Raw genomic sequence first — 20562 nt, 5'->3', positions numbered from 1 at the left:
GCGCGTTCCGGCGACGTCACCTCCGTGAGACGAAGCCGCCGAGTGCGGAGGACAGCTGGGTCCGGCGGCGCACACCGAGCTTGCGGTAGATGCTCGTGAGGTGGAACTCGACGGTGCGCCGGGTGACGTTGAGCTTGTGCGCGACCTCGTCGTTCGACCTCCCCTCCAGCACCAGGCTCGCCACGCGGTACTCGTGCGGCGTCAGCAGCGCGGTGGACGAGGGGCCCGGTGGCGGCACGCTCGCCGGCTCGGCACGAGGCCGCACCAGCTCACTCCCCGCGGCGCCGGCCCCCAGACCCGCGAGCCGCTGTCCCGGCTCCACGACGACGCCGCACTGCTCGCCCAGCATCCGCGCCTCCGCGAGGTGGCGCCGTGCCGCGTCGCGGTGGCCCTTCTCCCACTGGGTGACGGCGAGCTCGAGCAGCACCCTGGCGTGCAGCATCCGCGCGGGCGACCCCCTCAGCAGCGCGTCGGCCTCGGACAGCCAGGGCGCGGCGGCGGCACCGCCGGTCACGATGCCCACGGTCAGCAACGCGCGGGCCACGACGGTCGGCGCGCCCCACTTCCGTGCCAGCGTCAGCTCTTCGAGCGCCAGGTCCAGTGCCTGCCTGCGCTGCCCCAGTCGGAGCCTGGCCAGCGCCGCGTAGGAGCGCCAGGGGCGCACGGCCGGACTGCCCATGCCCCAGGACACCAGGCGCTCACCGCATTCGAGCTGGTCGGCGAGCGCTCCCGCGGCGTCACCGCGCTCCATGCGCAACGCACCCCTCGCGTGCAGGAGCGCGGTGTGCGGCCAGGTCTGCGGCAGCGTCCTCGTCCTGCCGAGGAGCAGGAGGGCCTCCTCCGCGTCGTCGAGCGCGCCGAGCTCCATGTGTGCGCGCATCAGCGCTTCGACGGCGTAGACGTTCCCGAAGTGGTCGGGCGGCAGCTCCGCCTTCCTCGCCGCGGACAACGCGAGCCTGGCGTCCGCGACCGCTTCGGTGAAGGACCCGCAGTGGTAGTGCGCCCGGGAACGGACGGTGTGGCCGAGCAGCTCGATCAGCGACAACCCCTCCCGGTGCGCTTCGAGCAGGACGTCGTTGCAGTAGCGCATCACCAGTTCGAGGTCATCGGTGCGGATGAAGGCGTTGAGCACGCCGAGGAGCCGCTGCGGGTGTTGCAGCATGGCGGCCGCGCCGTTCTGCATCGCCGCGACGGCCGCCTCGCGGCACAGGTGCAGGTCGGTTCCCCGGTTGCCGGCGTCCTCGGCGATCAGCGCCGCGAGCCTGCGACCACGTGCGTCGCGACTGCGCCACTCCCGCTCGTCGAAGCGGGTGAGGTCCACCTGGCCGGTCGAGGGGTCCCGCGACGGCACCGTGAGCTTTCTCAGCAGCTGCAGCATGTCGACCGCCGCGGGGATCTTGGGCCCGATCTCGTCCACGGCGCGGCTCAGCACCTCGTCCGCCTTGTCGTAGGCACCGTCGAGGTACAGGACCTGGGCGAGCCGGCAGACGACCGCGAGGGTCCTCTCCGGGTCGTCCAGCTCGCCGATGCCCTCCTCGAGGTGCACGACCGCCATCCGCGGGTCGACGTAGGTCTCGGCGAACCCCAGCCGCAGCACCAGGTCTCGCCTCTGGGCGGCGGAGACGTCCTCCTGCAGGGCCCTGTTCAGCAGTTTCGCACCGGACTGGGGATCGCCCTCGGTGATCAGCGTCTCGGCGGCGGCCCGGAGCGCGTCCACGGCCCAGGAACCCAGACGGGAGGACGTCCGCAGGACGTGCCGTGCGATGAGGAGGGAGGACGCGCGCGTCCGGTGCAGGAACCGCGCGGCTCTGGCGTGCAGCTCCTCCTGGTCACCGTAGGCGACGGCCTCCTCGATCCCGCTCCTGAGCGCCGAGTGGGCGAAGGTGAGCTCGCCCTCCGGAGCGAGCACCCCCATCCCCTCGAGCTGGCGCACCTGGTCCGCGGCCGCGCCGCTGCTCATGCCCGTGACCGCGGCCAGGAGCTCCAGGTGAGGTGGCACCACGACGGCGATCGCCTTGGCGACCTCGACCAGCTCGCGTGACTGCCGGTTGAGCCGCGCGAGCACGGACCGCCCCAGTTCCTCGGGCTGCGGGGTGATCAGGTTGGCCGCGGCCTGCTCGTCCGGTGCCACCGACTGCTCCCTCATCAGGGAGAGGATCTGGGTGGACACCATGGGGCAGCCGTTGGTGGCCCGCAGGAGGGAGGCGGTGAACTTCTCGTGCGGTGCGCGTCCGAGCACCTGCTCGGTGAGGGCCGCGACGTCCGGTGCGGTGAGAACGCCCAGCCGCAGCCGCTCCGAGTAGATCTCGAGCTCGGCGAGGAGGATCGGATCGGTCGGCCGGATGCCGGACGTGCGGCCCAGCAGGATCGTGACCGGGAGCCGGGCCACCCGGTGGACCAGGTAGTTCAGCCAGCGCAGGGACGGCACGTCCGTCCACTGCACGTCGTCGATGACGAGGCAGAGGGGCGCGTGCTGCGCGAGACCGGTCGTGATGCGGTAGAGGTCGCGGATCGCCCGGTGGACGTGGACCTCCTCGAAGTCGCCCAGGTCGCCCGCGGGGTGCCCGGCGATGACCGCGTGCCCGTGCGGTGCGGCTTCCTCGTCCCAACCGCTGGTCCGCTCCAGGCGCAGGTGCTCGAAGAGCTGCTGGACCACGGCGAACGGCATCTCCCGCTCCATCGGCGACGCCACGGCCCTGCAGATGACGAATCCGCGTTCACGTGCCATCGAGCACGCGGCGTCCAGCAGTGCCGTCTTGCCGATGCCGGTCGCTCCTTCGAACAGGAGCGTGGAGGGCATGGCGGCCTCCGCTGCGTCCAGGGCCTCCGTGATGCGTTGCAACTCGGCCCCGCGGCCGACGAGGGCGGTCCGGCTGTTGAGATTCCGGCGTCGACTTGCGTCGGCTTTCATCGTGAACGCTCCGTAGTCAGCAGCTGGTCCGTTCGGGTAATAATCGTATTAGTCCACGGGTGTTAAATTTGCTCTTTCAATTCCACGCGAGGGTACCCTGCTGGTCACGGGCGTAAATGAGGCATTCGGGGGACGCTTCTCCCGGGGTGCGACGAGATTTATCACATCCGCACGCGGATGTCGTTTGGGGCGATAAGGAAAAAGAGAAAAATGAATTCGGTCACACCTCCGCCGTGTGCGCTGCCACTTGATCGAAGTCGCCTCTCGATTGAAGGCAGTCGTGACTGGCAGGGCAAACCGGTGTTCCAGTCCCTGGCACAGGACGAGCCCCTCCGGCTGACGGCTCCGCGAGATCAGCTCAGGCACCGCACCGCACGCAGCAGAATGCCGCCCTCGCGGTAGCGGAAGGCGGCATCCTGGGTGAGGCGGAGATGGAGTCCTGAGCTGTCGTCACTGCGGCATGTTGCCGTGCCGGTGCTCCGGGCGCCGGGCACGCATCAACGGACGGATGACCTTGATGATCGCGTCGCGGGTCTGCGCCGGCGTGATGAGCGCGTCGACGGCTTGGCGTGCGGTCGCCAGCGCCGGCGACAGTGCTTCCGCGCGGTAGTTCTCCAGCAGCTCCTGGCGCTTGCCGGGGTTCGCGGCGAGCTCGCGGCGGAACACGACCTCCACCGCGCCCTCGGCTCCCATGACGCCGATCTCCGCCGTGGGCCAGGCGAACACGCGGTCGGCGCCGAGCTGCTTGGAGTTCATCACGATGTACGCGCCGCCGTAGGCCTTGCGCAGGATCACGGTCACCCTGGGCACGGTCGCTTCCGCGAAGGCGTACAACAACTTGGCGCCACGGCGGATGACGCCGTCGGTTTCCTGGGACCGGCCGGGCAGGAAACCCGGGGTGTCGACGAGCGTGACCAGGGGGAGGCCGAAGGCGTCGCACATCCGCACGAACCGTGCGCCCTTCTCGGCCGCCTGGGCGTTGAGCGTGCCCGCCAGCGTGTTCGGCTGGTTCGCCACGATCCCCACCGGCATGCCGTCCACCCGCGCGAAGCCGATGACGATGTTCGCGGCGTAGTGCGGCTGGAGCTCGAGGAAGCTGTCCCCGTCGACCAGCCCGCGCACGACTCGCCGCACGTCGTAGGTCTTGCGCTGTTCGGACGGCACCTCGGGGTCGGTCTCCGGCTCGCGGGCCAGGTGCAGCGGCAGCTCGTCCCAGCACGAGCTGGGCAGGTAGGACAAGATCCGGCGCACCAGCGGGAACGCGTCCTCGGGGCGTTCGGTCACGAGGTGTGCGAGGCCGGACATGGCGGAGTGGACGGGCGCACCGCCGAGGTCCGCGGCGGTGACGTCCTCACCGGTCACGCTGCGCACGACCTTGGGACCGGTCAGGAACATGTGCGCCTGGCGGTCCATCACGATCAGGTCGGTCAGCGCGGGGGAGCAGGCGGCACCGCCCGCGCAGGCACCGAGGATCACGCTGATCTGCGGCACCCGCCCGGACAGGGCCACGTTGCGGCGGAAGATCGACGCGTACCCGTCGAGAGCGGAGACCCCCTCCTGGATGCGCGCTCCGCCGGAGTCCAGCACGCCCACCACCGGGCACCGCGCCCGCTCCGCCTGGTCGAGGACCTGCGCGATCTTCTGCGCGTGGGTGGCGCCCAGGGTCCCGCCCAGCACGGAGACGTCCTGGGCGAACACGGCGGCGGGCCGCGCGTCGATCTCGGCCGTGCCCGTGATCACCGCATCTCCCGCAGGCGTCTTGGCCTGCATGCCGAAGGCGGTGCACTGGTGCTTCGCCTCCGCGCCGAACTCCACCAGGCTGCCGGCGTCGACGAGCGCGTTCAGCGCGTCGCGGGCACCGGGCTTGGCCGGCTTCACCGGCGCGGGGGTCGCGGTCGGGTTCATCGTCGTGGTCACGGGTTCTGTCTCCGTCGGCTCTCGTGGTCAGACCAGCGGCAGATCGGGCACGGGCAGCAGTTCGGCGTAGGCCTCGACGTAGTCCGCGGAGGCGATGGGAGCGCGCAGCACGTCGTTGGAGATGCCGAAGGCGTCGACGACGTCCTCGACCCGGGGCAGGAGCCGTTCGTCGACCGCTGCGACCAGGGAGGGCAGCTCTCGGGCCTGAGCGGGTTCGAGGGTGCCGTCGCACAGGTGCCAGGCCGCGTCCCGGCCCAGTTCGGCGAGGGCGAACCGCAGGAACAGCGCCCGGAGGACCTCACCGACCTCGGTGGAGGTGGCTCGCTGCGCCAGTGCGTGGAGTTCTTCGAGGGCACGCCGCACGCCGTGCACCCTGCCGAGCTCCGAGGCCGGCAACGCGGCGCCGTTGGCCCGCTCGAACGGGTCGTCACCGGTCCTGCGTGCCGCGCGTGCTTCCTCGTAGACCCTGTTCTCGCGGTGCGAGAACAGGCGGAGCAGGAACTCCGGGTCGTCCAGCGCGCCGTGACCGGGTGCCGAGACCGGTGGCTCGTAGCCGCGGCCGAGCAGCATCTCGTTGGCGGCGTCCAGGAGCACGACCTGGTTGTCGCCCTCGGCGGTGATCGATCCCTGGACCAGTGCCACGTAGGGCGAGATCCTGTTGTGCGCGAACATGCCCCGCGCTCCGCACCGTTCGATGCAGGTGGTCACCACGTCCTGCGCCGTCCACGTGACCAGCGCCTTGGTCACGGCGAGCGCGCGTTTGACCTCGACCGAGGCGAGGGAGCTCCGCGCCGCCTGCCGCCTGGTCCCGTTCAGCAGCACGCTGACGGCGCACGTCCTGGCCAGGGCGTCGAGCAGCTGGGCCTGGTGGGTCCGGAAGGTCATGACGGGAACGGACCGGCCACCGGAGACGGTGACGTGCCGGCCGTGCGCGTGCCGGACGGCGATGAAGACGCTGGCGCGGGCGGCGGCCGCGGTCGCGGAGGTGAGGCAGAGCTTGCCGGTCTGCACCCTGGTCATCGCCCTGGTGAACCTGCGGCGCAACGACCTGACCGCACCCGTGCGGCTCCCGTCCGCAGCGATGACCGGCTCTGCGGCGTCCAGCAGCAACGCTCGCGGAACGCGCACGCCCCGGAAGGTGGTGACGGCGTTGTCGAGCGCCAGCCCCGGCTTGTCGCCCAGCGGCTTGACGTCGACTCCCCGGCACGGGCCGTTCTCGTCGCGGATGCGCACCACGAAGGGGAACACGCCCTCGTCGGCACCGTCGATCTCCAGCCGGGCCAGCACCACGGCGATCTTCGGCACGCCGTCCAGGCCGGTGTTGGGCATGAACTTGCGCGCCTCGTGGCTCGGCGTGGTGAGCACGAACTCGTCGGTCGAACGGTCGTAGACCGCCCGTGTGCGCAGTTCGGCGACGTTGTTGCCATAACCCAGCTCGGTCGCGAGGAAGACGCCGACCGAGTCCATCCTGGCCAGCTCGTCGACCACGGCGGCCAGCTCCGGCCGGTCACCGCCGAGCTCCAGGACGGCGCCGAGGCACAGGTTGTAGTGGATGGTCAGCACCGACACCAGGGTCGGGTCGAGCACACCGGCCCACTCGTGCAGGACGAGGAAGCGCTCCAGGTCACCGCTGATGAACTCGCGAACGGGTCCGAGCTCGGCGTTGACCTGCCGCAGCCGGCGGTAGGCGAGAGCGGCGTTCTCGGCGGGCGAGCGGCCTTCCACCTGGTCGAAGGCCGCGGTGGAGAAGAGCTTGGCGTACCGGTCGTGCTCCTCGTCGGCGCCGTACCGCAGCAGTCCGCGCAACTCCGCCACCTGGTCCGCGGTGAGACGCGCGAGCGCCTCCGATCGAGCGTCGTGCGCAACCACTTGCTTGCTCCTTCTTCTCTGGGTGCCGGTCAGGGCGCGCCGACGAGCAGCGCGGCGTTCTGCCCGCCGAACCCGAACGAGGTGCTCATGGCGATCTCGATCGCCTGCCGCCTCGCCACCGGGGCGAGGTCGAGGTCGATCTCCGGGTCGAGGTTCTCGAGGTTGGCCGTGGGCGGGACCAGCCCGTGTTCGATGCTGAGGGAGGCGTAGACGGTCTCGGCCGCCCCGGCCGCCGCGAGCAGGTGGCCGGTGACGCCCTTGGTCGAGGCCACCGAGATCCCGTCGCCGAAGACCTCGCGCACCGCTTTCGCCTCTGCCTGGTCGTTGAGCTTGGTCGACGTGCCGTGCGCGTTGAGGTGGTCGACGTCCGCACCGGTGAGGCCCGCGTCCAGCAGCGCCGCGGTGATCGCCGCGCGTGCGCCCACGCCGTCGGGGTGCGGGCTGGTCACGTGGTGGGCGTCGGCGGAGGCGCCGTAGCCGAGCACCCGGCCCCGGACCGTCGCGCCGCGGGCACGGGCGTCCGCCTCCCGTTCGAGGACGACGATGGCCGCGCCCTCCGCCGCCACGAACCCGTCCCGGTCGCGGTCGAACGGGCGAGAGGCCCTGCTCGGGTCCGCTGACCGCTTGGTGAGCGCCCCCATCCTGGCGAACGCGGAGAGCACGAGCGGCACGAGCGAGGCATCGGCGGCACCCGCGACCGCGACGTCGCACGCACCGGACTGCAGCAGCATCCGCGCCGTGCCGATCGCGGTGGCACCGGAGGCGCACGCGGTCGACACCGTCAGGTTGGGACCGGTCGCCGACAGGTGGATGGCGAGCTGACCGGCCACCATGTTCACCAGCGACATCGGCATCGTGAGCGGTGAGGTCGCGGCCGGGCCGCGGTTCAGCATCGCCACGTGCTGCGTGGTCAGCGTCTCCATGCCGCCGACCGACACCCCGATGACGATCGCGACGCGGGCGCCGTCCCAGTCGCTGGTCCGCAGTCCCGCGTCCTGGACCGCCTCGCCGGCGGCGACGATGCCGAGCTGGCTGTAGCGGTCGAGCCGCCGAGCACCGTGACCGAGCAGCATCCGCGCGTCGAAGTCCGTGACCGGGCACACGACCTGGGTCCCCAGCACACCGAGGTCAGGACCGAGCACGGCCGTCGGTTCGCCGGCGCTGACGCGCTTCCAGTTCTCGTCGACGCCGACGCCCGCCGAGGTCACCATCCCCCGGCCGGTGATGACGACCTCGGGACGTGAGGTCATGCCGCGACCTTGCCGCTCAGCAGCCCGGCGACGTCGGAGATCGTGGTGACCGTCTCGAGCTCCTCGTCGGAGATCAGGACGTTGTAGTGCTCGCCCATGACGACGCCGAACTCGACCACGTCCAGGGAGTCGGTCAGCACCTCTTCGAGCGCGGTGTCCGCGGTGATCGTGTCGGCCGGAACCGCGAACTTGGTCGTCAGGACCTCGGCGATCGTGTTGTACACGCTGGACAAGACGTTTCCTCCTGCGATGGGCGGCTCGGCGGCGCGTCGGCAACCGTTGGCAGCACCAACTCTGCGACAGGTGGGGGAGGTCCGTGCTGTGGAGAACCACAGTCGGTTGTGTGACCTGATCGGACCGCGCGGCCACCTCGCCATTCCGTCCACTTAGGACCTGGGAATGACGGGCCCGCTGGTGTGCCGATGACATCGGTGCGGTTCGGCTTGGCGACGATGCGGCCGGGAACGCGCCGCTGTGGACTTCCACAGTCGATTCCGGCTCGCGCTGGTTAGCGTCGATGACGTCGTACCGGCGTCGACGCGCCACGCGAGACCAACGGGAGAACGTATGACAGCGGATCAACGCCGTGCCGCGGTGCTGTGCGGGATCGGCACGTGGTTGCCGTCGAGGGTGGTGACGAACGACGAGCTCGCTCGTCAGCTGGACACCTCGGACGAGTGGATCCGGAAGCGGACCGGCATCCGGGAACGCCGGGTGCTCGAACCCGGCATGTCGACCTCGGTCCTCGCGGTGGAGGCGGGTGCCCGTGCGCTGAAGTCGGCCGGTGGCGCGGACGTCGACCTGGTGATCGTGGCCACGACGACACCGGACCACCCCTGCCCGTCCACCGCGCCCGAGGTCGCCAGCAGGCTCGGCCTGAGCGGGGTGCCCGCCTTCGACCTCAACGCCGTGTGCGCGGGCTTCGTGTACGCGCTCGCGACGGCCGCGGGCCACATCGCCGCGGGCATCGCCGAACGCGTGCTGGTGATCGGCGCCGACACCTTCACCACGGTGCTGAACCCGCAGGACCGCACCACCGCGGCCATCTTCGGCGACGGCGCCGGCGCGGTGGTGCTCCGCGCGGGCACTGCGGACGAACCGGGCGCCTTCGGCCCGTTCGACCTGGGATCGGACGGCACCGGCTCGGACCTGTTGATCGTGCCCGCCGGTGGTTCCGAGCAGCGCGGTTCCGGAGAGCCGCTCGACCCCGCCGACGTCCACTTCCGGATGGACGGCCAGCCGGTGTACCGCCACGCCGTGGCGCGCATGAGCGAGTCGGCGGGCAAGGTGCTCGACAACGCAGGGTGGCGCCTCGAGGACGTGGACCGGTTCGCGTGCCACCAGGCGAACGCCCGGATCATCAGCGCGGTGGCACGCAACCTCCGGGTGCCGGAAGAGCGCTTCCTCCTGAACGTCGACCGCGTGGGCAACACGGTCGCCGCCTCCATCCCGCTGGTCCTCGGCGATGCCGCCGCCGCAGGGGAGCTGGTCGCAGGCAACCGCGTACTGGTCACCTCGTTCGGCGCGGGCCTCAGCTGGGGTTCCACCGTGCTGACCTGGCCGGAACTGGTCATCGAGTGACCGCCTCCCCGGAACCGCTCACCGCCTCATGACGGCCCGGATCTTCGCCACACCGGCCGACCTGCTCGACGCCGTCGGCGACCGGCTCGGCACGAGCTCGTGGCGCACCGTCGACCAGCGCACGGTGGACGGCTTCGCCGACGTCACCGGCGACCACCAGTGGATCCACCGTGCGGGTCCCGCAGCCGACGCAGGTCCGTTCGGAGGACCGGTGGCGCACGGCTTCCTCACCCTGTCGCTGGTGGTCCCGATGCTCGACGAGGTGCTCCGCGTCGACGGGGCCTCGTCGGTCGTCAACAGGGGCGTCGACGCGCTGCGCTTCACCACACCGGTTCCGGCCGGAGGACGCATCCGGCTGACCGCCGAGCTCACGTCGGCGAAGTCGCGGGCCCGTGACTTCGTGGAGGCCGTGGTGTCGGTCGTCGTCGAGGTCGAGGGGAAGCCCCGTCCCGCCTGCAAGGCCGACCTGGTCATGCTTTACCGGTGAGACGGCGTTCATCCGGCGGCGGTTGCGCCATCCAGATGACGTGAAGGACTGAATGTTCTAATCAGGGGTACCTCGAACGGGAGACCGAGAGTTCGGGAGTTCCCATGACCACCGTGCTCGTCGCCGATGACGATGCTGACGTCCGGGACGTCGTGGTGTTCAAGCTCGAGCAGTCGGGCTACGACGTGCTCGTCGCCGAAGACGGCGCCACGGCGTTGACCCTGGCCCGCGACGCCCTGCCGGACATCGCCGTCCTGGACGTGATGATGCCCCGGATGACCGGCCTGGACGTCTGCCGGGAACTGCGCGCGGCCGAGGCCACCGCCGGCATCCCGGTGATCCTGCTGACCGCCCGTGCCCGGGAGAGCGACGTCGAAGGCGGCTTCGACTGGGGAGCGGACGACTACCTCACCAAACCGTTCAGCCCCCGTGAGCTGGCCAGCCGGGTCCGCGCCGTCCTGGCCCGCAGCCGGCGATGACCTCACCGGTGTCCCCGTCGATCGACCGCGACGTGCTGGTCGTCGCGGTGGGATGCCTCGCCGTGCTGCTCGTCGCCCTCTCCCTGGCGGTGTTGGCCGGCCGGTGGTGGCTGCGGGTCACCGACGCACGCCGCGCGGGCCTGGTGGCTTCCGCTCGCCCGTGGCTGGTCCGGCTGGTCGCAGGAGAAGACGACGATGCCGTGTCCGTGGAACGGCTCGCCGCGGTGGATGCGCGCACGTGGCGCGCACTGGAGCCGGTCGCGGTCGCCATGCTCGGCAAGGTGCGCGGCGAGGCGCGAACCGCCGTGGTCGGCCTGCTCGAACGGCGAGGTTCGGTGGAGCGGGCGATGCGCGGCGCACATCGGCGCAGCGCCGTGGTGCGTGCCCGGTCGGCCCACCTGCTCGGCGCGGTGGGCGGACCGGGGGCGACGGCGCAGCTCGCACGACTCCTGGGGGACCGAGACCTGGAAGTGCGGGCCGTGGCCGTGCGGGCCCTCGGCCGGCTGGCCGACCCGAGCGCGGCGGTCGCACTCGTGCACGGCCTGCGGCGCACACCCCCGCTACCGCACCACCTGGTCATGACCGCGCTGCGGCAGATCGGCCCGGCGGCGGTCCCACCGTTGCTCGCCGCGGCGGACCACGCCGACGACCTCGTTCGCGCCCAGGTCGCCGAAGCCCTCGGCCTGATCGGCGCGGTGGCGGCGGCACCCGTGCTCGTGGCGATGCTGCGCACCGACCGCTCCACCGAGGTCCGCCTGCGTGCGGTCCGTGCTCTCGGCCTGATCGGCGCTCCCACCCCGGTCGACGACGTCATCGCCGCCACCTCCGCCCGCGAGCCGCTCGTGCTGCGGGTGACGGCGGCCGAGGCCCTGGGCGTGCTGGGCGCGCGGCGCGCGGTCCCGGTGCTGACCGAGCTGGTCGACGATCCCGTGCATTGGGTCGCGCACACGGCCGCCGCGTCTCTCGCCGCGATTCGCCCTGACGGAGTGGCCGCTCTCGCGCGGGTGGCTGACCGTTCGGGGCATGCCCGCGAGGCTCTGGCGGCGGCGAACGCCAGGAGGCCGCCGGCGACGGTGCGGCCATGACCGCGCTGGACGTCGTCAGCGACGTCGTCGTTCTGGCCAACTGGTTCGTGCTGGCCTACTTCCTGCTGCTGAACACGAGCTACCTCGGCCTGATCCTGCTCGCGGTGCGCGAGTTCCGCCGCCACCTCCGGCGCCGCCCGTACGCGGGCTTCGAAGAGACGTACACCGACCCGTTGGCGCTCGGGGTCTCGGTCGTGATGCCGGCGCACAACGAGGAAGCGACGATCGTCGAGAGCGTCAACGCCATGCTGGCCCTGCGGCACCCGCTCTTCGAGGTCGTGGTCGTCGACGACGGCTCCACCGACGGCACCTTCGACGTGCTGCGCTCCCACTTCGGTCTGGTGGAGGTCCCGCGGGTGGTGCCGGAGGACGTCCTCACCCGCGGCGCCATCACCTCGGTGCACGCCCCGCCGGGAGCGGTGCCGCTGGTCGTGGTCCGCAAGGAGAACGGCGGCAAGGCCTCGGCGAACAACACCGGCATCAACGTCTCGGTCCAACCGCTGGTGTGCATGGTCGACGCCGACTCGCTCCTCGACCCGGACGCCCTGCTCGTCGTGGCCAGGCCCTTCGGCGACGACCCTGAACACGTGGTCGCCACCGGCGGCGTCGTGCGCGCGGTCAACGACAGCACCGTCACGGCCGGACGCGTGACCGAGCTGCGCATGCCGAGGACCTGGTTGGCGCGCACGCAGGTCGTGGAGTACCTGCGTGCGTTCCTGCTGGGACGCTCCGGCTGGTCGGCCCTCAACGCGCTCGTCGTCGTCTCCGGGGCGTTCGGCCTGTTCCGGCGCGACGTCCTGGTGGAGGTCGGTGGGCTGGACGTCGACACGATCGGGGAGGACGCCGAACTGGTCGTCCGCCTGCACCGCTGGATGCGCGAGCACCGGCGGCGCGCCAGGGTCGTGTTCGTCCCCGAGCCGGTGGCCTGGACCGAGGTGCCGGAGTCGCTGCGGGTGCTCGGCCGCCAGCGGCGCCGCTGGTCCCGAGGCCTTGCGGAGGTCCTGTGGAAGCACCGCAGGATGCTCGGGAACCCGGCGTACGGCGCGGTCGGCACGCTGGCACTGCCGTTCTACGCGCTGTTCGAGCTGCTCGCGCCGGTGGTCGAGCTGTTCGGGCTCGTCGCACTCGCCGCCGGACTGCTGATGGGGGCCGTCGACTGGGCCTTCGCCGTGCTGTTCTTCCTGGTGGCGTTCGGCTACGGCGTCGCGCTCTCCCTCGTCGCCCTCGTGGTGGAGGAGTACTCGTTCCACCGCTACCGCGGCTGGCGTGACCTGGCGGTGGCCCTCGTGGTGGCGGTCGTCGAGAACGTCGGCTACCGGCAGCTGACGGCGGTGTGGCGGCTGCGCGGCCTGGTGGACGCCCTGCGGGGCGGGAAGGCCGAGTGGGGCCGGATGACGCGGGTGGGGTTCGCCAGCGCCGAGCCCGCGGGCGGTCCCGTGCCCGCGTCCGGACCGGTGGCACATCCGGGAGAGGTGGTGCCCGATGCCCGTTGACCTGCATGACCGCGACTCCGTGCTGGCCGAGTACGGCATCGAGGACCTGGGGCGCCATCCCGACCTGGAAGCTCTCGCGGAGCTGGCCGCGCAGGTCTGCGGGGCACCCCACGGCGCGGTCAACCTGATCAGCGAGCACCTGCAGCACCAGGTCGCGGCGGTGGGGATCTCACCCTCGGTCTGCTCGCGGGAGGACTCGATGTGCGCGGTCTCGATCGTCACCCCGGAGCCGGTCGAGGTGTTCGACGCACGGGAGGACCCCCGCTTCGCCGCCAACCCCTTCGTCACGGGCCGGATCGCATCGGTCCGGTTCTACGCCGCCAGCAGGCTGCAGGCGCCCTCCGGCGCCGTGCTCGGCACCCTGTGCGTCTTCGACGACGTCCCCCGCCGGCTGGACCCGCGACAGCGGCGCAGCCTGGACCTGCTCGCCCACCAGGCCGTCGACGTGCTGGAGCTGCGACGGTCCGGCCTGGCGCTCACCCGCACCGTCGCGGAACTGTCCGCGGCCCGCGCCGAGCTGCTGCGCTCCAACAGCGAGCTCGCCGACTTCGCCGGACGGGTCAGCCACGACCTGCGCAACCCGCTCGCGGGCATCACGGGATTCCTCGAACTGCTGTCGGACCACCCTGCCGTCGTGGCCGCCCCGACCGCCGGGCGACTGGTCGAACGCGGCAGGGGCGCCGCGAACCGCATGCACGCCCTGGTCGACGAACTGCTGGAGTACGCGAAGCTCGGCGGACAGCTGAGGTGCCGGTCCGTGGACCTCGGCACCCTCCTCGCCGACCTCGTCGACGACCGCGCCACCGGCGCGGGAACCGAGCCGGTGGAGCTGGACCTCGAACCGCTGCCGGCAGTCCGCGGCGACGAGACACACCTGCGAGCGCTGCTGCAGAACGTCATCAGCAACGCGGTCCGCTTCGCACGCCCCGACCGGCGGCTCCGCGTGCGGATCCGGGCGAAGCACAGTGGCGAGTTCGTGCGCGTCGAGATCGCCGACAACGGCAGGGGCATCCCACCCGCACGCCGCGAAGAGGCCTTCGCGCTGCTGAGCCAGGTGCACCAGCACGGCACGGTCGAAGGCGGCACGGGCATCGGACTGGCCACCTGCCGACGCGTCGTCACCGCCCACGGCGGCACGATCGGAATGGCCGACGGCATCGACGGCGGCTTGACCGTCTGGTTCACCCTGCCCGCCGCCTGATCGAGCCGAAGCGATCTTGCGGAGACGTTCGCCAGGGCGTGACGTGATCAGCACGTCGGCCGGTAACACCGCCTGCCGGCCCCACGACATGCCGTGGGGAACGTCGTGGTGCGGTCGACAGGAGCTTTGCGCGTGCGGTTGGAGTCGTTGACGTCCAGTGTCCGGTTGAACGGGGTGGAGCCGGGCGAGACGGTCACCGTCCTCTTCGCTCAGCCGCACGGTGCCGACACCGTCGAGCTGACCTACAAGCGCGTCAACGGCTCCTTGGGGCAGCGCCTCGTCTACCGCGACGACGAGGACTCGCTCACCGTCGCCGACAGCGGGGCGCGTGCGTTCGACGCTCCCGCGGAGGACTTCAAGCTGGCCGCCGAGGCCAAGCGGATCCAGCTGGCCGGCCTCTTCGACCCCATGCTCGCGGTGGCGACCAGCAACGTCCGCCCGTTGCCGCACCAGATCTCCGCCGTGTACCGGGAGCTGTTGCCGCGCACACCGCTGCGGTTCCTCCTGGCGGACGACCCCGGCGCGGGCAAGACGATCATGGCGGGTCTCTACGTCAAGGAGCTCGTGCTCCGCGACGACGTGCAGCGGTGTCTCGTCGTGGCTCCCGGTGGGCTGGTCGAGCAGTGGCAGGACGAGCTCTTCTTCAAGTTCGGCCTCAGCTTCGACCTGCTCACCAACCAGCTGATCGACGCGAACGTCAACGTCAACGTCTTCGAGGCGAAGAACCTCGTGATCGCGCGGATGGACCAGCTCGCCCGCAACGAGGAGCTCCAGCGCAAGCTGCTGGAGAGCCGGTGGGACCTCGTCGTCGTCGACGAGGCGCACCGCATGGGCGCCAACTGGTTCGGTGGCGAGCTGCGCAAGACGAAGCGGTTCCTGCTGGGGGAGAAGCTCGGTGAGATCGCCCGGCACCTGCTGCTGATGACCGCCACCCCGCACTCGGGCAAGGAGGAGGACTTCCAGGCCTTCCTCACCCTGCTCGACCGGGACCGGTTCGCGGGCAGGAAGAAGACCACGGTCGACACCGCGGGGCTCATGCGCCGCGTGGTCAAGGAGGACCTCCTCACCTTCGAGGGGAAGCGGCTGTTCCCCGAACGCGTCGCCGAGACGGTCCCGTACCAGCTGACCCCGCTGGAGCAGGAGCTGTACGAGGACGTCACCGAGTACGTGCGCACCGGGATGAACCGGGCCGAGCGCCTGGACGGGAAGCGGCGGAACACCGTCGGGTTCGCGATGACCGTTCTCCAGCGGCGGCTGGCTTCGAGCCCCGAGGCGATCCACCGGTCACTGGGCCGCCGCGCCGAGCGGCTCGAACGCAAGAAGCGCGAGATCGAGGCGGGCTCGTTCGCCGAGTCCTTTCCGAACGCCGACCTCGCTGTCCTCGACGACGACGAGCTGAGCGCCGAGGAGCTGGAGTCCCTCGAAGAGGAGGTCGTGGACGCCGCGACGGCCGCCCAGACCGTCGCCGAGCTCAGCGCCGAGCTCAAGGAGCTCGGCGTGCTCATCGCGGCCGCGTCCCGGGTCCGCGCGTCCGGCACGGACCGCAAGTGGTCGGAGCTGTCCCGCATCCTCCACGACCACACGCTCACGACCGATGGCAGGGGCGTGCCGCGCAAGCTGATCGTCTTCACCGAACACAGGGACACGCTGGACTACCTGCGCGGACGCATCACCACCCTGCTGGGGCGGCCCGAGGCGGTGGTGGCGATCCACGGCGGGGTGCGGCGACTGGACCGGCGCAGGACCACCGAGGAGTTCACCCAGAACCCGGGGTGCCAGGTGCTGCTGGCCACGGACGCCGCGGGCGAGGGCCTGAACCTCCAGGCCGCGCACCTGGTGGTCAACTACGACCTGCCGTGGAACCCGAACCGCATCGAGCAGCGGTTCGGGCGCGTGCACCGCATCGGCCAGACCGAGGTGTGCCGGCTGTGGAACCTGGTGGCCACCGACACCCGTGAGGGCGAGGTCTTCGCCACCCTGCTCCGGAAGCTGGAGCAGATGAGCGAGTCCTACGGCGGGAAGGTCTTCGACGTCCTCGGCGAGGCGTTCGCGGAAACACCCCTGCGCGACCTGTTGCTGCGCGCCATCCAATACGGCGAGCAGCCCGAAGTGCGGGCGCGCATGCACGAGGTCATCGACGAGGCAGCCGGGAAGAGGGTGCGGCACCTGCTCACCGAGCGGGCGCTGGCCGCGACCGGCTTCTCGGACGACGACCTCCAGACGATGCGGGCGGCGATGGACGAAGCCAGGGCGAAGCGCCTGCAGCCGCACTACGTCGAGATGGCGTTCAAGGTCGCGTTCGCCCGGCTGGGCGGCAAGGTCGTCCGGCGGGAGAAGGGGCGCTTCGAGATCCCCCACGTCCCACCGGCGGTCCGCGCCCACGCGCACGCCCCGGTCGCGTCGCGGTACGAGCGGGTGTGCTTCGCGCTCGACCACATCGGGGACGAGGAAGCCGTCCGGGCCGACCTGCTCGCGCCGGGCCACCCGCTGCACGACGCGGTGGTGGACCTGGCGATCGAGCGGTTCTCCGGTTCCCTCGCCGCCGGCACGGTCCTGGTGTCGGCGACGCTGGAGAAACCCCATCTCCTGGTCGGCGTCGAGGAGACCGTGAACGACGCCACCGGCGCGTCCGTGGCACGCCGCTTCGGGTACGTGTTCGTGGACGAGCACGGCACCGTCACCTCCGCGGGTCCGGCGCCGTACCTGGACTGCGTGGCCGCTCCTCGCGGTCACGGGGTGGACCAGGCCAAGACCGCCGCGTGGCTCGCCGACGCCGAGACCAAGGCGCTCAGCTGGATCAGCGCCCACCGGCTCCGCGAGTACCTCGACGAGGTCCGCCCGGCCCGTGCCGCCGAGCTGGAACGGACGCGCCACCAGGTCCGGGAACGCCTGGTCGCCGAGCGAGAGCGCCTGCTCCGGGACGCCTCCACCGCCCAGGAGAAGCAGCGGCGCGGGGAGAAGGTGAAGGAGACGGCCACCAGCCTCGCCGGCAAGGCCGCCGAGCTCGACGTCCGGCTCGCCAGGCGCATGGAGCTGCTGGACCGGCAGAGCCACATGTCGACGCAGCCACCGCGGTTCGTCACCGCCGCACTGGTCCTCCCGCTCTCGCTGGTCGCCGACGAGATCGACCGGAACGCGCCCCTGCACGCCAAGGAGACCAAGGAGGTCGAGCGGCGCGGGATCGACCTCGTCCTGGCGGCCGAGCGGAAGCTCGGCCGCGCACCCGAGGAGCAGGCCTTCACCAACCCCGGCTTCGACGTGCTCTCCGCCGCCCCGGACGGCACCGCCATCCGGATCGAGGTGAAGGCGCGCACAGCGGGTGCCGAGGACTTCTTCGTGACCCACAACGAGGTCATGACGGGCAAGAACGCCGCACCCCACTACCGCCTCGCCCTCGTCTCCGTCGACCCGCGCGGTCCCGAGCACGACCAGGTGCGCTACCTCGCCGATCCCTTCAGGACCACCGACCTGGGAGGCTTCGCGGCGACGGGCGTCCGCGGGGACTGGGCCCAGTCGTGGTCGAAGGGGACAGCGCCCTTCTGACCAGGACACGCTCGCGAGGGGACAGCAGACCGCAGCTCCCGCCGGTCGACGCCGGCAGGCAGGGTGACGAGAGAGAACGATGGACAAGGTCGAACGCGAGCGCGCCAAGGAGATCGCGGCCAGCCTCCAGCAGTGGTCCCACCGGGCGGCGGCTGTGCGCGCGACCAGGAAGGCCGTCGCGGACGAAGCCGCGGCCGCCGCCAGTGAGATCGAGCGCCGCGTCCACCGGTGCGGGATCGGCCAGACCGTTCTGTGGCAGACCATCAGTCTGCGCCCCGACGACCGTGCCCGCGTCACCGCGCTGCGGCGGGCGCACGAGCTGCCGCAGGTCTCCGAGCAGGCGCACGAGGCTCTGACCGGTCTCCTGAACGACCGCGTCCGCACGGCGCTGGCCGACAGCAGATCGGCGTTCGGCGCCCGGCGCCTGTTCGCCTCCAAGGCCCGCAAGGAGAAGGCAGCGGGCAGCGTGCAGCACCTCGCCGAGCTCGACGGCCGGCTGACCGGCTCGGGTGCCCTGACCGCACTGGCGCAGCTGGAGCGGTGGGACCCGGCGCTGACGCGTGACGTCCCCGAGAACATGCTGCTGGCGCCCGAGGTCGGCTTCGCCCACCGGCTCCCGGCCGGTTCCCAGGTGGTCGACGTGCGGTTCCTGGCACCGGCACGGGCGGCCCTGGCGGCGATCGACCGGTCGCTGCGCGAGGTGCACCAGGTCCAGGCCGTCGTCGCCACCGCCGCCGAAGCGCTGCGCCAGGACGAGACCATGGCGATGGTCGCCGAGATGCCGGTCGAACGCCTGCGGGAGGCCACGAGCGGACAGCTCCGGCTCGGCGCGCTCCGCGAAGCCGGGATCACCACCGTCGGCGCGGTGCTGCGGCACGAACACGCGATCCCCGCGCTTCCCGGCGTGGGCGAGGTGACCGGCAAGCGGATGATCGGGGCCGCGCGCACCATCTGGCAGACCACCCTGGACGAAATGCCGGTCCGCATCGACATCGCCAAGCGGACGCCCGCGGCCACCGAGCTGCTCCGCGCCCTGCGCGCCTGGTCCGCGGTCCGGTCCATCGGCGCGGCCGCCGCCGAGCTGGCGGCCGTGGAAGAGCTGCGCGCCATCGCGAACACCGTCGCCAACGGCGCCACCCACCTGGTGGTGATCCCCGCCGAACGGCAGGTCGCGGACCTTCGCGCGGTCTGCGACAGGGTCACGAACTGGGCGGGGGCGCTCGGGCACCACGACGGCGGCGGCCCGTCCCGCGGCGCGGCCGACCCGTGGGAGGACTTCTTCGCGCGTCCCGCCGACTACTACGCGATGCTCTCCGAGCTGGGTTTCCTCAGCGGTGACGAGGAGGGCACCGGCGGCGACCTCCCGGACGAGATCCTCGACGCGATCCGCGACCTCAAGCTGGAGACGTCCCACCTGCGCGCCTCGCTGCGCGGCTACCAGTCGTTCGGCGCGCGGTTCGCGATCGTGCAGCGCAAGGTCATCATCGGCGACGAGATGGGCCTCGGGAAGACCGTCGAGGCGATCGCCGTGCTCACGCACCTGCGCGCCAAGGGCTCCCACCACTTCCTGGTCGTCTGCCCCGCGGCCGTGGTGACGAACTGGGTCCGGGAAGTCCGGTCGAAGTCGGACCTGGGGGCGTTCCGGCTGCACGGCCAGGGCCGCGACGACGCGCTCAGGCAGTGGGTCAGAGACGGCGGCGTCGCCGTCACGACGTACGACAGCCTGGCGTGGCTGGAGGGACGGGTTCCCGCGAAGGCCGCCCCCGCCTGCCTGGTGTTCGACGAGGCGCACTACATCAAGAACCCCGAGGCCAAGCGGACGGCGAGGTCGCGGGCGCTCATCGGCGGCGCCCCGCGCGCGGTCCTGCTGACCGGCACGCCCCTGGAGAACCGGATCGAGGAGTTCCGCAACCTCGTCGACTACCTGCGCCCCGACCTCGCGGTCGACGCGGGGGAGCACGCCCCGCGCCAGTTCCGCAAGCAGGTCGCCCCCGTCTACCTGCGGCGCAACCAGGAGGACGTGCTCACCGAGCTGCCGGAGCTGGTCGAGGTGGAGGAGTGGCTGCCGCTCTCGGACGAGGACCAGCGGGCCTACCGCGCGTCCGTGGCCGAGTCGAACTTCATGGCGATGCGCCAGGCCGCGCTGCGGGCGGGCCACAGGTCCGAGAAGGTCCGCAGGCTCCTCGACATCGTGGAGGAGGCCGAGGAGAACCAGCGCAAGGTGCTGGTCTTCTCCCACTTCCGGGGCGTCTTGGACGACGTCGCCCGCATCCTGCCCGGCAAGGTGTTCGGGCCGCTCACCGGATCGGTCCCCGCTGCCCGGCGCCAGGCGATGGTCGACGAGTTCTCCGAGGCAGCCGGTGGCGCGGTCCTGGTCGCCCAGATCGTGGCCGGCGGTGTCGGTCTCAACATCCAGTCCGCTTCGGTGGTCGTCATCTGCGAGCCGCAGCTCAAGCCCACCACGGAGTGGCAGGCGATCGCACGGGCGCGCCGGATGGGCCAGCTCGAGACGGTCCAGGTCCACCGGCTGCTGTCCGAGGAGGGCGTCGACCGCCGGATCACCGACATCCTCGGGCGCAAGCGCGAGCTCTTCGACGAGTTCGCACGCACCTCGGCGACGGCGGACAGCGCGCCAGAGGCGTTCGACATCTCCGACGCCGAGATCGCCCGCGAGATCGTGGCCGCCGAACGGAAACGACTGCTCGGCGGCCCGGCCTCGTAGACCCCGAGCGCCCCGCGCCACTCG

At 71.6% G+C, this 20562-nt stretch carries 13 protein-coding genes; 8 read left to right on the top strand and 5 right to left on the bottom strand.

All coding sequences use genetic code 11. The features are described from left to right. Nucleotides 1-16 precede the first annotated feature (16 nt). The 5 genes from AB0A63_RS00630 to AB0A63_RS00610 all read right to left on the bottom strand — a co-directional run bounded on the left by AB0A63_RS00630 (nt 17) and on the right by AB0A63_RS00610 (nt 8171). Nucleotides 17-2911: an AAA family ATPase gene (locus tag AB0A63_RS00630; protein WP_360383609.1), complete on the bottom strand. Its 2895-nt coding sequence runs from the start codon at nt 2909-2911 to the stop codon at nt 17-19. Between the two features lie 450 nt (nt 2912-3361). Further along, complete coding sequence (locus AB0A63_RS00625) at nt 3362-4828, bottom strand: acyl-CoA carboxylase subunit beta (RefSeq protein WP_360383607.1); 1467 nt, start codon at nt 4826-4828, stop codon at nt 3362-3364. 27 nt (nt 4829-4855) lie between these two features. After that, entirely contained in the window at nt 4856-6697 is a 1842-nt protein-coding gene (locus AB0A63_RS00620; protein WP_360383604.1) for an acyl-CoA dehydrogenase, read from the bottom strand. Between the two features lie 29 nt (nt 6698-6726). Further along, nucleotides 6727-7947: a beta-ketoacyl-[acyl-carrier-protein] synthase family protein gene (locus AB0A63_RS00615; protein WP_360383601.1), complete on the bottom strand. Its 1221-nt coding sequence runs from the start codon at nt 7945-7947 to the stop codon at nt 6727-6729. After that, on the bottom strand, nt 7944-8171 hold the full coding sequence (locus AB0A63_RS00610) for a phosphopantetheine-binding protein (protein ID WP_360384952.1): 228 nt from the start codon (nt 8169-8171) through the stop codon (nt 7944-7946). Before AB0A63_RS00610 ends, AB0A63_RS00615 begins: the two co-directional genes overlap by 4 nt. A gap of 343 nt (nt 8172-8514) precedes the next feature. Between AB0A63_RS00610 and AB0A63_RS00605 the strand changes: the two genes are divergently transcribed. From AB0A63_RS00605 to AB0A63_RS00570, 8 genes are all read left to right on the top strand, one after another. Then, nucleotides 8515-9528 carry a beta-ketoacyl-ACP synthase III gene (locus AB0A63_RS00605; protein WP_360383599.1) on the top strand — a complete coding sequence of 338 codons (1014 nt, stop codon included), beginning with the start codon at nt 8515-8517 and terminating at the stop codon, nt 9526-9528. Between the two features lie 28 nt (nt 9529-9556). Then, a complete protein-coding gene (locus AB0A63_RS00600) occupies nt 9557-10015 on the top strand; it encodes a MaoC family dehydratase (protein WP_360383596.1) in 459 nt (152 codons plus the stop codon). A gap of 104 nt (nt 10016-10119) precedes the next feature. After that, the gene (locus AB0A63_RS00595; protein ID WP_360383593.1) at nt 10120-10494 is read left to right on the top strand and encodes a response regulator; all 375 of its coding nucleotides are present in this window, start codon (nt 10120-10122) and stop codon (nt 10492-10494) included. Then, a complete protein-coding gene (locus tag AB0A63_RS00590) occupies nt 10491-11579 on the top strand; it encodes a HEAT repeat domain-containing protein (RefSeq protein ID WP_360383590.1) in 1089 nt (362 codons plus the stop codon). The genes AB0A63_RS00595 and AB0A63_RS00590 overlap by 4 nt, the downstream gene beginning before the upstream one ends. Continuing rightward, a complete protein-coding gene (locus AB0A63_RS00585) occupies nt 11576-13072 on the top strand; it encodes a glycosyltransferase family 2 protein (RefSeq protein WP_360383587.1) in 1497 nt (498 codons plus the stop codon). The genes AB0A63_RS00590 and AB0A63_RS00585 overlap by 4 nt, the downstream gene beginning before the upstream one ends. Next, nucleotides 13062-14273, top strand: a complete 1212-nt coding sequence (locus tag AB0A63_RS00580; RefSeq protein WP_360383584.1) for a GAF domain-containing sensor histidine kinase — start codon at nt 13062-13064, stop codon at nt 14271-14273. The genes AB0A63_RS00585 and AB0A63_RS00580 overlap by 11 nt, the downstream gene beginning before the upstream one ends. A gap of 132 nt (nt 14274-14405) precedes the next feature. After that, nucleotides 14406-17816 (top strand): helicase-related protein, encoded by a 3411-nt coding sequence (locus tag AB0A63_RS00575; RefSeq protein WP_360383581.1) that lies wholly within the window; start codon nt 14406-14408, stop codon nt 17814-17816. Nucleotides 17817-17895: 79 nt separating this feature from the next. Next, entirely contained in the window at nt 17896-20538 is a 2643-nt protein-coding gene (locus tag AB0A63_RS00570; RefSeq protein WP_360383578.1) for a DEAD/DEAH box helicase, read from the top strand. Nucleotides 20539-20562: the final 24 nt, after the last annotated feature.

Origin of the sequence: Lentzea sp. NPDC042327 (assembly GCF_040647275.1) — a bacterium.
In the GTDB taxonomy this organism is placed as follows: Bacteria; Actinomycetota; Actinomycetes; order Mycobacteriales; family Pseudonocardiaceae; genus Lentzea.
The sequence above is the reverse complement of the archived record's forward strand: the minus strand, read 5'-3'. Positions and strand labels throughout refer to the sequence as shown.

Bases quoted from the DNA above. Each gene is read 5' to 3' on its own strand.
- AB0A63_RS00590 (WP_360383590.1), top strand. From the start codon at position 10,491: ATGACCTCACCGGTGTCCCCGTCGATCGACCGCGACGTGCTGGTCGTC.
- AB0A63_RS00600 (WP_360383596.1), top strand. From the start codon at position 9,557: ATGACGGCCCGGATCTTCGCCACACCGGCCGACCTGCTCGACGCCGTC.
- AB0A63_RS00595 (WP_360383593.1), top strand. From the start codon at position 10,120: ATGACCACCGTGCTCGTCGCCGATGACGATGCTGACGTCCGGGACGTC.
- AB0A63_RS00615 (WP_360383601.1), bottom strand. From the start codon at position 7,947: ATGACCTCACGTCCCGAGGTCGTCATCACCGGCCGGGGGATGGTGACC.
- AB0A63_RS00605 (WP_360383599.1), top strand. From the start codon at position 8,515: ATGACAGCGGATCAACGCCGTGCCGCGGTGCTGTGCGGGATCGGCACG.
- AB0A63_RS00580 (WP_360383584.1), top strand. From the start codon at position 13,062: ATGCCCGTTGACCTGCATGACCGCGACTCCGTGCTGGCCGAGTACGGC.
- AB0A63_RS00570 (WP_360383578.1), top strand. From the start codon at position 17,896: ATGGACAAGGTCGAACGCGAGCGCGCCAAGGAGATCGCGGCCAGCCTC.
- AB0A63_RS00630 (WP_360383609.1), bottom strand. From the start codon at position 2,911: ATGAAAGCCGACGCAAGTCGACGCCGGAATCTCAACAGCCGGACCGCC.
- AB0A63_RS00585 (WP_360383587.1), top strand. From the start codon at position 11,576: ATGACCGCGCTGGACGTCGTCAGCGACGTCGTCGTTCTGGCCAACTGG.